Here is a 14152-nt window from a genome sequence, read left to right on the forward strand (position 1 = left end):
CTAGCTTTCATGGAGTAGCAATGTTGCCTATCAATGATTATAACCTTGCACGGACCCCATAAACCCATTAGCACTGGGGTTTAAACATCCACCGTCTATTTTTCGGACTTCTGTCTGACAGCCCAATTAAACCGAAATCCCTAGTGAGAGGTTAATAGCTTATATTACCGATATTCACGAGGTATCTATATCGAGAAAAGCCCCATGGGCTCTCGAATAAACTTTTTATCCACTTGAAAATAAGAGCCCAATCTAAAACAATAACATTCGCCTAAGTTCGACAATAAGGAAGTATCGAAACAATGAAAAATAACGCCAAAAAAGCACATCTTTTAGCTCCGCTAATAATAATGCTATCACTGAGCCCTGTCAGCGGATCAGCAAAGTCCATTAACAATGAAAAACCGCACACCCTTACTACATGGAGCAAACAAACTGCAGAGGGCTATCAAGGCTTTATTGAGGTTCCAGAAGATCGCACTAAGAAAGATAGCCGTAATATCACCCTCCAATATGTAAGGTTTCCTGCAACAGGAAAGAAAGTGGGTCCACCAATAATCTACCTGGCAGGCGGCCCTGGTGGCTCAGGAATTACGGCCGTTAACTATCGCTTTGATATGTTTATGGCGTTGCGACAATTTGGTGATGTTATCGCATTAGATCAACGTGGTAGCGGCCATTCCAATGACCTTCCCAATTGTGAATCCAAGCAAATTGTACCTTCCCTTGAACCAATCACCGATACCCAGTATATCAACTACCACCGCAAAGCCCTAAAAGAGTGCTTACACTTTTGGGAGCTTACTGGTGTAAACCTAAATGCCTATAATACTCTCGAAAATGCCCGAGATCTTGATGCCATACGGAGCCATTTGGGTGCAGAGAAAATAGTATTGTGGGGAACATCTTATGGAAGCCATCTCTCTTTGGCAGCGGTAAAGGAGATCGAAGGTTCTATTGATAAGCTAATTTTATCCAGTGCAGAGGGTTTGGACCAAACCATCAAGCTGCCCGCCCGAACAGATTACTATCTAAACCGTCTACAACAGGCAGTCAATCAGCAACCCGCAGCAAAAAAAGCCTATCCAGATATTAAAGCACTTATAAGCCGAGTCCATAAAAAACTTGAGTCACAACCATTGAAAATTAAAATCCCTCAACGGGATGGCAGGGAAGTCGAATCCCTCCTACAGCGTAGGGATATGCAACAACTAGCCTCGGCATTCATTGCGGACCCTAAAAGTGTCAGCCATCTACTCAGGTTTTATCGCGATTTGGACCAAGGAGCTACATTAAGTTTCGACAAGGTGCCCAGACGTTACTTCCCCGATGAATTTCTGCAACCAGGCATACCCATATCCCTGCGCCCGATGCCTACGGCGATGGATATAGCCTCTGGAATTGATATGAAGCGTAAAGCACAGGTTGTTGAGCAGGCACAAAAATCTCTACTGAAAGACTACCTAAATTTCTCTCTGCACTACGATAATTTGGCGCCAGAGTTAGACCTTGGGGATAAATTTCGAGAAAAGCCAGTCAGCAATATTCCGGTATTACTATTTAGCGGGACCTTGGACGGAAGAACTTATCTGGAAGGTCAATATGAAGCCATTTCAGGGTTCAAAAACGCCACTAAAGTAACAGTCGAAAATGCAGGGCATAATTTATTAATGGCTTCTCCTGAAGTCCAGGATGCGATAAATCTATTTATGGAGGGGCAGCCTATCCCGAATACCCATATCGTAGCCAAACTACCCAACTTAGCTCCATAACCAGTATCCGCCGATCGATAGCTGCGCTGTTAGGGTAAAAGACTCTTCCGCAGCTTTCTCCCTTTCTCGCATCCAACAAACCCTCACATTACCCTTGTCCTACAAGCAACTGGAGGCTGGGGGATGACCAATATCACCGACGAAGTCCATCGTGGTGCCATCTGTGACCTCAGGGCGTTGCAGCAACCTGGTCTCGACACCTTTAAACGTTACATTCGCGGCAGCTTACCCGGGCCCCCTTTTTGGCGACTAACGGGTATGACTCCCACCGAGGCCGGCCTTGGTAAGGCCACCTATTCTATGCCTATTACGCCGTGGCTAGCTGATGGGACCGGGATCTATTGGGGGGGTATCTATGCGATGTTTGCAGACGCCCCCTTGGCCTCCGCAATATGGACAACCTTGCCAGCTGGTAAAGTCTTGAGCACATCAGAATTAAATATGTGCTTTATTCGACCCATCACTAGCAGTACACAAAATATTGTTGGTAGAGCTACGACCGTTCATTCAGGCAACCAGGTGGGGCTCTCAAGTATTCAGATTAACGATCAGGAGGGGAGAACCCTCGCTTTCGGTAGCACTCGCTGCCTTATTGCCGACTTTCCAGTCAACCCAGATCAGGAGCTTCCAATTCCCGACCTAGGACCAACAGATACACCTGACCCTTATCTTCGCCCTCCTCCAAAAACGTTCTTTTGCGACATGGCACACTTACCGGAGCAAGTCCCTATCGAACTGCAGAGAACCACGATTAGTGAGGGGCGAACTCACCCTATCTGGATGCTCACAGGTTACCGCGCAATAGAGGTTGAAAATGGTCGCTGTATCTCGACTATGCCCTCCTCTCCCTGGTTCTCCAATGGGACCCTTTCTATATATGGTGGACTTTTGGCATGGGCCGCAGATTTCACCATGGGAGGCGCGGTCTACTCCACACTGCCTGCAGGATCTATATTCGCTACTCTGGACATGCATATCCGCTTTGCTCGCCCAGCCAAGCTCAACAGTGGCGACTTGATTCTGGAGGCGCAGGTACTCCACCGCGGCCGGCAGCTGAGAGTATCCTCTTGCAACATTGATACTCCCAGTGGCAAGCGGGTGGCTATTGCTACTGGCTCAGCCCTGGTAATTCCAGGGGGCGCTCAAATGCTGAGTGACGGCAAGGAACCCGATGAAATCATCGCAACTGCTACCTCCGGTAAGCCTTGGACACCATAAAAATCTTTAGCGGTAGTTGGACCATCTTCAGGTAAAATACCCTCACAAACTATCAACCCATATGGTTGGTGAAAATTTGATCAGGCATACCTGTAAAGGCTGCCGAAACTTTAGACTTTCACGGGGAAGAGACTATGGCCTCATTGCAAGACCAACTACTCCAAGCAGGACTTGTCGATAAAAAGAAAGCCAAACAAATCAGCAAAGATAAACGGAAGCAACAGAAAGTTGCGAAGAAGTCTTCACAACCCCAGATTGATGAAACAAAGCTAGCAGCACAAAAGGCTCAAGCAGAGAAAGCCGCTCGTGATCGCGCCCTCAATGCTGAGCGCGATGCGGCTGCACAGCAGAAAGCTATTGCCGCGCAAATCAAGCAATTGGTGGAAAAAAATCGCCAACCTTATTCTGGTGAAATTACTTATAACTTCACTTTCGACAAAAAAATCAAAACCATCTATGTCAGCGAAGAATTAAGGGATCACTTGATTGCGGGGCGCCTGATGATTGTTGTCCAGGGAGAACAATTTGAGTTGGTTCCACGGGTTATTGCCGAGAAAATTGCGGAGCGCAATAGCGATATCGTAATCAGGCCTGCTGAAAGTTCAGCAGTGGTAGATGAAGATGATCCCTATGCAGACTTTCAGATCCCCGATGATCTTATGTGGTAAGCAGTCAAATGGAAAAAGCTGTTACTCAGGCGGTAGAACAATGGCTTACTGATGTGGTTGTCGGTCTCAACCTCTGCCCTTTCGCACGCAAACCTCTGCGTGCAGGGCAAATTCGACTCAAGGTGAGTCCTGCCACAGGAGACGAGGCGCTACTCAGTGATCTATTGTCGGAATTACGTCGGCTCGATACCACTTCGGAATCTGAATTGCTTACCACCTTATTGATTATCCCTAATCACCTAGGGAAATTCAGCGACTACAACCAGTTCCTGGATTTAGCAGAGTGGTTACTGGAACGCAACGACTATGTAGGCACCTATCAATTAGCCAGCTTCCACCCAGATTATCAATTTTCTGGCACTGCAGCCGCCGATGCGGAAAACCTAACTAATCGCGCACCCTATCCTATCTTACACCTGCTGAGAGAAGAAAACCTGGAAAAAATGATTGATCTATATCCAGATCCAGAGAGTATTCCAGAAAATAATATCCGTCGTATGGAATCATTAAGCCATGAGGAAAAACTAAAGTTATTTCCCTACTTATTTCTTCAGGGCAACAAGAAATAATGAAGTCTCTGGCAGAATTATTACGATTAAGGAAGCAGATCCGAGTTATCGGTTTTGATGACGCCCCTTTTGAAAAACGAAGGGGCGCGCCGGTAAAAGTAAGCGGTATTGTCTGCACCAAAACTCGCTTTGAGGGAATGCTTTGGGGGCAGGTAAGCAAAGATGGGATGGAAGCTACAGAAACACTTGCCACACTGCTGAAAGAAAGTAAATTCTACAGCCAGGTAAATGTCGTATTGACCGATGGAGTAGCAGTGGGTGGTTTCAATATTATTGATCTACCCAAGCTGGCCGATATCTTACAGCGCCCTTGTATCGCGTTAATGCGAAAACCACCAGACATTCAAGCCATTGATAAAGCGCTGCAAAATTTTCCTGACTATCAACTGCGTAAAGAAACCTTGATGAAAGCTGGGAGTATCCATAACTACAATAACTTCCATTTTCAAGTGCAGGGATGTGAACCGGAGATTGCCGCCCAGGTGTTAGAGCAAACCACTGACACTGGGTATGTCCCTGAAGCTCTACGTTTAGCTCATATGATTGGCGCGGCAGTAATGACCGGACAAAGTGGCAAATGCGCATAATTCCAATAGCATAACAGATCTACCATTTGTCGCGGGCAGCTATAGCTCATCTTTTACCGCGAGAATTATTATATTGCCCACAAATCCTGATATACCCACCTTAAACCTTTTGCCAACCCCACCGGGAAAGTGGAATAGTGGTCCGTACCGCTCACCACCTCTCCACTAAGCTTTAATCCACGATAATTACGCGACTGTAACTTAGCAAGAAATCTCTTATGCCCATCTACCATATCATTACGCATGTGGCTCTTTTGTATTGTCTCCAAAGCGCCAGTGGCAATATAGACGTTTACAGGCAGTGTGTTGTTATGGCTTGCATATTTATCCTCCAAATCAAAGATCATTTCATCCTTAAACCAAAGAGAAGGACTTGTCAGGATATAAGTGGAAAACAACTGTGGATTGGTAAGTAATACCCAAGCACCAAAAGATCCACCCAGTGAATGACCTGAAAGAATCCTACGTGTGGGATCCCCCCTAAAGCTCCCCTCAATAAAGGGCATTACTTCTTTTTCAATAAACTGTAAGTACTTACTGGCTCCACCAGTTGTAAAACGCTTCCACCCACTATCGACTACGGGCGTGAGATCTCGAACTCGACTATACTGTCCGTTTTCTCCGTGAGCGAATGAAATAGCAACTACGATGGCTTTATCCATATCCTTAAAGTGTGTAACACCCGAGGCAACCTTAAATGTATGAGGCCCATCATTAAGGTAAATTATCGGGTAGGTCTTATTTTTATTGTCATCGTTCGAGTAACCTGATGGTAACTTCACGTACAAGTCGTATTTGCGTTTGAGAATATCAGAGTCAACTGTATATATTTTAGATCCACTTAACTCAAAAGATTCAGAAACCTTGGTAATGAGGGGCTTTGCAATTAGTGAATTAGACAGCACCAGAATGGCTATCAGCAGAATAGCTCTAATCATATTTAACCTAGTTTAATTTTATACTCAATATTGCTTTAAGAAAAAATTCGCTACCAACAAAAATGTAAGTCAGTTAAACCCTGAATATAATAAGGTGAGAGAGAAATAAAAAAGCTTAATTATGAATCAAACTGATTTTGTTGAGCGTACTTTATCAATTCATCTTGAATCTTTTGAACCTGTTGAGAAAATTGATTTAAAGAATCTCCTACCAGCCCCTTACTAATAGGGAGGTCAAGCCTTAATGGATCAACAGCCGTACCATTTTTATGAATCTCATAGTGCAAGTGACGCCCCTGCACACGACCTGTAGCGCCAAGGTAACCGATTACCTGCCCTTGTTTTACTCTTCCCCCTTTACTAATTCCTTTCGCGTACCCCTTAAGGTGCGCATAAATAGTCTTTATCCCAGAGCCATGGCGAATACGAATATAGTTGCCGAAACTACCAAAATAAGAAGCTCGCTCAATAATACCATCACCTGCAGCCAATATCGGCGTGCCTAAAGGGGCTCCAAAGTCCAAACCTTTATGTACTCGAGTATACTCTAGGACTGGGTGCTTGCGGCGCCCAAAATAAGATGACAACCTTGCATTCTCTAACGGAGTACGCATTAGAAACCCTCTAGAGCCTTGGCCATCAGGGTAATAATAATCCACCCCCTGAGGCCCCTCAGTAGAAAACCGATATAAACTTATTTTTTCTCCACTAAGAATAAGCTCAGCAAATAAAATTCTATTTAGTTTTTCCTTTCCAGTTTGGCTATTGAACAAGGTATCATAGAAAACAGAGAATTGATCACCTGCTCGAATCTGCCGTTGAAAATCTACGGAATAACTAAATATTTCATTTAGTTTTGTGAGCACAGAATTAGATAGGCCAGACTCTTTTCCACTTTGGTATAAACTGCCCGAAATTCCACCTTTAACGTAGTATTTCCTGGCATCGACAGGAGATTCAAATTGATTAGCTCTATAATTGTCTCCATGTCTAACCAACTCCAAACTCTCTGCAAAGCCAACAACCAAGGTAAGCTTATTAAGCTTTCCAGTGGTATCTATTGTTAAGTTAAATTCCTTACCAACTGGTAGGATACTGACATTGACATGTTCCGACAAAGCCTGAATTATTTTATACGCTTCTGCACGATCGACTCCACTATCCACCAATAGTGATAAAACCCCTTGGTTTTTAGCTAGTTGAACTTTTTTGTGCGCTCTAGATATTCTTCCTTAACTCTATATGGAGGGGCCACCTCCCTACGCTGCATCCCTTCATCTTGATGTACCAAGGATAGATCATTGAGTAGGGGCAATGTAAAAGATAAATCATATTGTACCGATTTAACATTGGAATGGTTTTCCAATAACGGCCCTGCTATCGCCAGTGATTGAATCGATAAAAGAACCAGCAACAAAGCCATCCTCCAGATATCGATCAGAAAGAAAATAGTTAATCGCCTCACAGGTAACCCTACTTTTCTTAAGTAATAAATCACACTCCCCCCTTACTTCGCAAGCAAAGTGTCTGGGTTGATTCGCTTGCCTTCTTTGATAAGTTCAAAGTGAAGGTGTGGCCCTGTTACACGCCCTGATATACCCACAGTTCCTATCGCCTGGCCGGCACGTACTGACTGCCCTGCCTCAACCTCCCGCTGATTTAAATGGGAGTACAGGGTTTTCGTATTATTACCATGATCAATAATTATGATTTTCCCATAATTTTTATGCCTATAATCATCAGTAGAGACTATTACAACACCACTTTCAGCTGAAACCACCGGAGTACCAATCGGTGCCGCAAAGTCAGTACCTTCATGGGGTTTTTTGCGAATTTTACTGAAATCACCAAAAGGGCTACTAATACGGGCACTCTCAACCGGGACTGTCAATTTGGTAATCTCCACTGAAGCCATTGTTAATCCCGGTTTTAACAGTAGCCCTCCGAGTATTAAAATGGTTGAAAAACTGCAGAACAACATGGCGCGTAAATAGACACCTAATTCGCCATTATTAGACCCCGCCCTTGAGGCTTCCATAATATTCAAAAGTCTGCGTCGGAAAAAAGGAGCCTGACTCGTACCACCAGAGAAAGAGAAAGCTACAACCCAGTCACTTGTTCTTTGTGAAGAGTTCCGTCGAAGAGTGTCAATCATTGCTTGTGCATAAACACGGTGCAATTCTCGCTTACATGACTTTAGAACTTCGCGATCGCACCCCAACTCTATCGCCCAGCTGAATCGAGACTTCATCCAACCTAAGAAGGGATTGAACCATAGGATGCAAGTAAATATATGCACAATCAGAATCAACAAGGGGTCAAGCCTTTTCAAGTGCCTAATTTCATGCTCAATGATTAGATGACGCTCCGTTTCATTCATTGATAAAATATAGGAGGGAAGCACCAATTTACGATTGAATAGCTGCATCACAAATGGTGTAATCGTTGAGTGTGTTATAAACACCTGAGTCTTACTTCCGATTAGAAAATCACTTTGAGATGAAGTAAAAAACTGGTCAAATTTAACAACAGAAAGCTTATTATTTGCTATTAAACGCAATTTCTTGCCATAGAAAAACTGACTCACTACCACTTTAGATAAGGTAAAAAACACCCCGGACAGATATATAAGCAACCAAAGAAAAGCCAGTAATTCAACAGAACTCAAAGAGGTCGATACATACTCATGCAGAACTATGTTAATTGGTGGTATAGAGGTAGCCTCATAAGCTGGCGGTAATTCAAAATTCAGATCCGGAGCAATACCCAACGTTAACTGGTCGCTCAATTGCGCAAGAAAAAATGGGGAACCGGCAGCAACCATTGCACACAGCCAGAAACTTCGCCAATGGTATATCGCATTAAAGCTGCCTTTATTTCTAGCTGTTGCCAGCCAAATAACAATAAAAACCAACCCCGCCCACAATATTGAGAAGAAAGAAGTAGCTAGAAAATCCAGTGCAAATGGTAGAACTGTAGAGACTATCTCGGCCATAGCCTATTCACCATCCTTGTTGACCGGCTCAGAGTCTGGCCAGGAATCGAGCACTGTCTGAAGCTCCTCGATATCCTTATCACTCATTAACTTACTGCCAGCAAACATCGACACAGGAAGGGGACCATCAAGCTCTAATACTCTTTCAGCGAAATCTTTTGCATATGACGCCAAAGTTTCCACCTTCTCAATCGCAGGCCTATAAACATGGATTCCATGGATCTCAGATTGAGCCACAAACGACTTATCCCGCATCCGATCTAGTGTCTTTCGAGTAGAGGAGTATGACCAACCCAATTCAGGTCCCACCCGATCATGTAACTCTCTGGCACTCAGCGGTTCTCGCCTCCAAAGGGCTTTCAACAGCGCAAGTTCTGATGGGGACGGTTTTACCTTTTTCATTTTATCTTCCCGTGTGACAGTCAGGGCTAGTGTGCGACAAGTGTCGCATTCGGTCAACCACCCTGCAGGGAAACTTGTTAGGTTGTTTTTTATACAGCCAGGATCGTAAACAGTTCTTGCCGGCTGGCAAAAAGTTAAAAGCTATCGATAGACCAATCGATTTTGATCAGTTTAAGCACCAACCAATATAAGGTTTGAAAGCGCTTGCAACCAACTCAAAGCCTCAGGGCTTGCTGCACCAGCGCCAAGCAAAGCCCCAATCCAAAGATATAAGTGCCTACGGCACCCAAGAAGCGCATTGGGTTAGGCTTTGCCATAGTGGAGGGAAATAAGATGCCTGCAACAAAAAGAAATCGACAAGCGGTCAGCAGAATAACAAACCACCAAACCCAGGTAGAAGACTGCCCTAAGCTCACTAAGTAAATAAGTACCATCAAAAGGGGAGCATATTCTGCTGTATTTGCATGGGCCCTTACCCATTTGTGCAGAGTATTATCGGGGTCGAAAGAATGCCCAACTAAAACCTCGCCCAACAGTAACCAAGGCGCCGAGCAGAAGGGATAATGCCGCTAAGAGCCCAATACACAAATAGTAAACATTCATAGAAATCTCCATTTCCTATGTTATTTGTACAGGGAGGGCATTTTAAGCCTCGCCTCCCCGCCCTAGTTGTTCACACTATATAAGCATCGTTTTCAGCTACATTTTAAAGAATCACAGCAGTATCTCTGGAGCCTGCCGCGAACAATGCAACCAGAGAAAACTGTGAAAAACCTTGATCAGTAGATAAATACTCTTTACACCAAAACCTAAGTTCATCCGACCATTTAACCAAGGCTTCCTGCCTCTTCGGCTCAGCATCATATTGGGAAGCCAGTCCAGCAAAGTGACAGTGCACAACTACTTTAGAGTCATTGCTCCGACTATCATCAACTACAGATACCGTCATAGAAGCAGATACAGACTCCCAACTAATCAGGAAGTACAGAGAAGTATCACTTACATTTTCATCAAGCTTGGAAATTGCGAGCTGTAATACTTCGGAAAGGTCCTGATAAATGTCATCAGTCGCCAAGGCAGTACTTTCCGATCGGTGTAACTCATGCTCCGTAGCAGCTTTATTTTCACCACCAAAGAGGCATGTCGACTTTTCTATCTGCCAAGCCAATCTCATAAACCCTCCAAATACATCAAGACTGAACAGAGAAATATTCTACGAGATTTATGAGTAGAGCACACTTCATCGTCTCCCAGCCGGCATACTCTTCTCCATATTCAAGCTCAAAGTAAGGCAATTCCCCTTGTAAACACACCAAGAATTGACCTCAAATGACAGCTCTACTACTTCGCGCTGGGGCGCTCTGATACACGCATGGTAATATCGGCATGAAATACTTCCTCTCCATTAGTATCAATAACGCTCACAGGCATAACAACATCGCCAGCCTCGATGGTTTTATACCCTGGATACTCACAAACGGCTCGCAGATTAGTCTTCGCCATCTTTAAGTACTTGACTTCCATCCCTACTGGTATCCAGCGAAAGCGTCGATCCAAAGACACATCCAAACAAACACCGCCAGCCAATTCAGCGGCGTTACACATAGCGATAGCGTGTACAGTACCGATGTGATTTGTCACGCTCCAACGCTTATTCAGTAAAACCTCCACTTTACCCGGTGATAATTCCAAGAAACGTGGCTTGATTGAACGAAAATACGGTGCCTTAAGTGCCACTAATTTAGATACCAGCCAGCGGCCCAATGCCGAGCTGCCAAATCGCCCCCAAAGATTAAGTACCGGGCTTTTAGAAGATTGATAGTCCACCTTACCTCTCCATCCTATACATCGAACCGCCACTCTATATGGACGGTCTTAAGCTATTTAGGCCACTATATATCAACTTCCGGTAGTCCAGGATAATCAGATCTATCAGTTTTATTGACATAGGCTATTCCAAGTGCAGAAATGCCCAAGAGGAGGTTTGGTTCATAAGCGAGTGCAACTAATAAGGCTAGAGCTAATAATTTGTATTCCTTAAAAGCATATCCATTAATAGGTAAAGTAACTATATCTGCAAGCTGAAAGACATACTTAATGAAAATCGCCACTACGCACCCTGAAAGATTGTTTTTGATGTTCAAAAAATTTACCCATGCAATCTTTCACAAAAAAATTTAGATTGAGTACTTAGTTATATGTCAATTAATATTGGAGAATAGATATCGAAAATTATCAGACTAGAAAATCTTAGATTGTATTCTGACCATACTTCTCACTGCGGCACTTACTTTACCCATTTCTAATACACCTAATTATCACAATAAGTCCACCATAATTAAGGGGGTATTAAACATTTTTCAGAAATTTAATACTACAAAGGGTATCGTGGCAAGTCCACAGCGCACCAACAATATTGGACTCCCAGAATATCTACACCACTAAAGGACTCCTTTTCATGAGTCTAATTTTATTTAGCCACAAATCTATCACTATTTTTTCGTCACACCTATATAGATATCGGGATATAATTTTATGGCTATATCACTTACCAATTGCTACCGGCCTGGTCCTAATAGAGATCGAGAAGCTCAAACTCTACCCGCGAAGATTAGAGCTTCTAGTTAACACAAAAATTTAATTCCTATTCATGGGACCGACTCGGTCAGCCCTAGTAAGGATATATAATGGAGAGAACCAAGCTGTGTAAATTATCATATAAGAATAAAAGCCAGCTAAAAATTTTTTACTCAGATGCAAATCTAGTGGAGGCACCAGCACAAAGCAAGGCAAGGCAAGGCAAGGCAAGGCAAGGCAAGGCAAGGCAAGAAGAACAGAAGTTTCTAATAAAAATGTTATCTATATCTTGTAACTAAGGATAAAAATATCTTTTCTGAAAATGAGACAGCCCCACCGAATAGACTGTCCCATAAATTATCTCACGACAACTTTCGACGGTATTCCCTCGGCAACATACCCTTATTTCGGCGAAATGCCCTTCTAAGCTGCTCTTGAGACTTAAAACCACAGATAGTAGCAATACGCTCCTGTGTTAACGCTTGAGTTGCTAAAAGCTGGCAAACCTTTTCAATGCGAATTTTCTCAACGAATCGACCTGGAGTTACTCCCATATCCCGAGTAAAGCAGCGAGCAAAGTTTCTCGGGCTCATAGATGTCTTTTCCGCGAGACTATTAACGCATAAAGTTTTATCCAAATTACTATGAATCCATTGCACCAGCTCTAAAAAACGATCACTCTTTAACTGGCTCATAAGATAAGTGCTACTCTGTTTATGATCTCCATCTCTCTTGAGATATAAGACCATTAATTGAGCAACAGCTAAAGCAATACCCCGACCAAAATCATCCTCTACCATTGCCAAAGCCATATCAACCCCCGCACTAACACCTGCAGAAGTATATATATGATCATCTTTGACAAATACAGATTCTGAATCGACATCCACTTCTGGGAATCTCTTCAGCTGATCAATATATCTCCAATGGGTAGTGGCACGCCGACCATTTAGCAAACCTACTTTTGCGAGAATCAGAGCTCCATTGCCAATAGAGCCTATACGCTTAACTAAACCAGACTGAAGAGAAAGCCATCTACTCAAACATTCACTGATATTCAAATCATCAGCAGCATTAAGATTACCGCTCACAAGGAGAGTATGAATTCCTCTTGAATCAGTAAAACATCTATCTGAGCATATCCTTAAACCTGATGAGATTTCCTTGGTATCTCCATCTTCGGCTAAGAATTCAACCTCATACTGATCATCACAACTAAAGCCCCTATCCTTTAGCTGCTGATTTGCCAGCGAAAACACTTCTGCGGGCCCCATTACATCTAATGAGTGTGCCCCAGGGTAAAATACGATAGATACTTTCTTTTTACAGTTCATTTTAAATTGCAGAATAAGCGTAAAACTATATACCAAACTCAAAAATCACTGTGCGGATTACTAACTTATTAAAAGAAACTTCAGGAATACTATCTTGGGTAGCCCAACCACCTCAGAGGAAGGTGAAAAAACGCCATAGCGGAAGCTGAATAAAACCTAAATAAAATCCAGATTAACTGGAAACACTACTAATAAGTTAATTCTTCACTTGATCTGAGTAATATACCAGGTGGCTACTACCCAATAGTGAGAATTGATCACACGATGATTCTTACCCCAATTAGAGACTACAGGCAAACACACTATCCATCAGCCATACTCTCATCATCCATATACATAAAAATGCTATTTAATAAGGCACCTTCAGAACCAATATCACAAACTGTTAATCCTGTATAATTAAGCAATCCTGACCCTAAGGTACCAGCTTTTTCTATTCTGTAAAGTAATAACGATATTTTTTTTCGGAATATATAGTCGTATATGAAACAGCCCTGCATCCTGCCAAATAAACTTTGATTGCAGCCAATAATTACAACAAAGAAACACTACCCAGCCACATCAACAGAAGAGCCGCTTCAAAGACCTAACGCCATTAAAGGAAAAAGATAATCATTCCTAATAAAAGGAGCTGTAAATATCTAAAGTCCTATTCATCTCAGATAATATGAATTGATTCAAGGCAAGAAACAAAAGAAACTCACATTTATCGCCTAAAGCCTTCGCTCTATCGTATAACGACCTAAAAGCCCGCAAGAAGTGCACCGCCGTACCACTTACTTATTCGCTCATATGAGCATCAAAATATTGATGATCTCATAGAAATTTAAATAATTTATCGACTCAAATAACCTCAGGCTTAGTAAGCTCTCTAACATATTGTTACAGTCGGTTGGGTGCTGAGCCCCATAGCTGGGACTTTCGAGGGTTATTAAATATAGATAGGCTTCAGACTACGCATGGTAATCTGCTATTTCCAGGGCGGATAAGCAAAGACTACCGACAACCTTGGCAGGATAGCCAAGACTTCAGAAAGTGAGTTTTCATTATTTATGGAAAATAACACACTAAAGCTATTGCCCTTTATGTTGC

General features: G+C 43.0%; 14 protein-coding genes. 5 read left to right on the forward strand and 9 right to left on the reverse strand.

The window, feature by feature from the left end; all coding sequences use genetic code 11:
• Nucleotides 1-302 precede the first annotated feature (302 nt).
• The 5 genes from ACJJIN_RS10280 (at nucleotide 303) to ACJJIN_RS10300 (ending at nucleotide 4814) form a co-directional block, all read left to right on the forward strand.
• On the forward strand, nucleotides 303-1772 hold the full coding sequence (locus ACJJIN_RS10280; protein WP_444897980.1) for an alpha/beta fold hydrolase: 1470 nt from the start codon (nucleotides 303-305) through the stop codon (nucleotides 1770-1772).
• A gap of 123 nt (nucleotides 1773-1895) precedes the next feature.
• Nucleotides 1896-2990 (forward strand): PaaI family thioesterase, encoded by a 1095-nt coding sequence (locus ACJJIN_RS10285; protein WP_413662716.1) that lies wholly within the window; start codon nucleotides 1896-1898, stop codon nucleotides 2988-2990.
• A gap of 134 nt (nucleotides 2991-3124) precedes the next feature.
• On the forward strand, nucleotides 3125-3658 hold the full coding sequence (locus ACJJIN_RS10290; protein ID WP_413662717.1) for a DUF2058 domain-containing protein: 534 nt from the start codon (nucleotides 3125-3127) through the stop codon (nucleotides 3656-3658).
• A gap of 8 nt (nucleotides 3659-3666) precedes the next feature.
• The gene (locus ACJJIN_RS10295) at nucleotides 3667-4227 is read left to right on the forward strand and encodes a DUF1415 domain-containing protein (RefSeq protein ID WP_444897981.1); all 561 of its coding nucleotides are present in this window, start codon (nucleotides 3667-3669) and stop codon (nucleotides 4225-4227) included.
• A complete protein-coding gene (locus ACJJIN_RS10300) occupies nucleotides 4227-4814 on the forward strand; it encodes an endonuclease dU (RefSeq protein ID WP_444897982.1) in 588 nt (195 codons plus the stop codon). Before ACJJIN_RS10295 ends, ACJJIN_RS10300 begins: the two co-directional genes overlap by 1 nt.
• A gap of 68 nt (nucleotides 4815-4882) precedes the next feature.
• Here the strand turns inward: ACJJIN_RS10300 and ACJJIN_RS10305 are convergent, their stop codons facing one another.
• The 9 genes from ACJJIN_RS10305 to ACJJIN_RS10345 form a co-directional block, all read right to left on the reverse strand.
• A complete protein-coding gene (locus ACJJIN_RS10305; protein WP_444897983.1) occupies nucleotides 4883-5752 on the reverse strand; it encodes an alpha/beta hydrolase in 870 nt (289 codons plus the stop codon).
• A 119-nt stretch (nucleotides 5753-5871) separates the two neighbouring features.
• The gene (locus tag ACJJIN_RS10310; protein ID WP_444897984.1) at nucleotides 5872-6918 is read right to left on the reverse strand and encodes a M23 family metallopeptidase; all 1047 of its coding nucleotides are present in this window, start codon (nucleotides 6916-6918) and stop codon (nucleotides 5872-5874) included.
• A 341-nt stretch (nucleotides 6919-7259) separates the two neighbouring features.
• Complete coding sequence (locus ACJJIN_RS10315; RefSeq protein WP_444897985.1) at nucleotides 7260-8747, reverse strand: M56 family metallopeptidase; 1488 nt, start codon at nucleotides 8745-8747, stop codon at nucleotides 7260-7262.
• Nucleotides 8748-8750: 3 nt separating this feature from the next.
• Complete coding sequence (locus ACJJIN_RS10320; protein ID WP_444897986.1) at nucleotides 8751-9149, reverse strand: BlaI/MecI/CopY family transcriptional regulator; 399 nt, start codon at nucleotides 9147-9149, stop codon at nucleotides 8751-8753.
• Between the two features lie 215 nt (nucleotides 9150-9364).
• Nucleotides 9365-9682, reverse strand: coding sequence for an MAPEG family protein (locus ACJJIN_RS10325; RefSeq protein WP_444897987.1), 318 nt, complete (start codon nucleotides 9680-9682; stop codon nucleotides 9365-9367).
• Nucleotides 9683-9855: 173 nt separating this feature from the next.
• On the reverse strand, nucleotides 9856-10323 hold the full coding sequence (locus ACJJIN_RS10330; RefSeq protein ID WP_444897988.1) for a hypothetical protein: 468 nt from the start codon (nucleotides 10321-10323) through the stop codon (nucleotides 9856-9858).
• 167 nt (nucleotides 10324-10490) lie between these two features.
• Entirely contained in the window at nucleotides 10491-10976 is a 486-nt protein-coding gene (locus ACJJIN_RS10335; protein WP_444897989.1) for a hotdog fold domain-containing protein, read from the reverse strand.
• A 65-nt stretch (nucleotides 10977-11041) separates the two neighbouring features.
• A complete protein-coding gene (locus ACJJIN_RS10340; protein WP_444897990.1) occupies nucleotides 11042-11293 on the reverse strand; it encodes a hypothetical protein in 252 nt (83 codons plus the stop codon).
• Between the two features lie 795 nt (nucleotides 11294-12088).
• Entirely contained in the window at nucleotides 12089-13060 is a 972-nt protein-coding gene (locus ACJJIN_RS10345; RefSeq protein WP_413662727.1) for a GlxA family transcriptional regulator, read from the reverse strand.
• Nucleotides 13061-14152: the final 1092 nt, after the last annotated feature.

The organism is Microbulbifer maximicatervae (SeqCode) (assembly GCF_052467505.1).

What these genes read in the sequence shown, in the direction of transcription:
- ACJJIN_RS10290 (WP_413662717.1), top strand. Translation starts at nt 3,125, where the DNA reads ATGGCCTCATTGCAAGACCAACTACTCCAAGCAGGACTTGTCGATAAA.
- ACJJIN_RS10280 (WP_444897980.1), top strand. Translation starts at nt 303, where the DNA reads ATGAAAAATAACGCCAAAAAAGCACATCTTTTAGCTCCGCTAATAATA.
- ACJJIN_RS10315 (WP_444897985.1), bottom strand. Translation starts at nt 8,747, where the DNA reads ATGGCCGAGATAGTCTCTACAGTTCTACCATTTGCACTGGATTTTCTA.
- ACJJIN_RS10285 (WP_413662716.1), top strand. Translation starts at nt 1,896, where the DNA reads ATGACCAATATCACCGACGAAGTCCATCGTGGTGCCATCTGTGACCTC.
- ACJJIN_RS10295 (WP_444897981.1), top strand. Translation starts at nt 3,667, where the DNA reads ATGGAAAAAGCTGTTACTCAGGCGGTAGAACAATGGCTTACTGATGTG.
- ACJJIN_RS10345 (WP_413662727.1), bottom strand. Translation starts at nt 13,060, where the DNA reads ATGAACTGTAAAAAGAAAGTATCTATCGTATTTTACCCTGGGGCACAC.
- ACJJIN_RS10320 (WP_444897986.1), bottom strand. Translation starts at nt 9,149, where the DNA reads ATGAAAAAGGTAAAACCGTCCCCATCAGAACTTGCGCTGTTGAAAGCC.
- ACJJIN_RS10305 (WP_444897983.1), bottom strand. Translation starts at nt 5,752, where the DNA reads ATGATTAGAGCTATTCTGCTGATAGCCATTCTGGTGCTGTCTAATTCA.
- ACJJIN_RS10300 (WP_444897982.1), top strand. Translation starts at nt 4,227, where the DNA reads ATGAAGTCTCTGGCAGAATTATTACGATTAAGGAAGCAGATCCGAGTT.
- ACJJIN_RS10330 (WP_444897988.1), bottom strand. Translation starts at nt 10,323, where the DNA reads ATGAGATTGGCTTGGCAGATAGAAAAGTCGACATGCCTCTTTGGTGGT.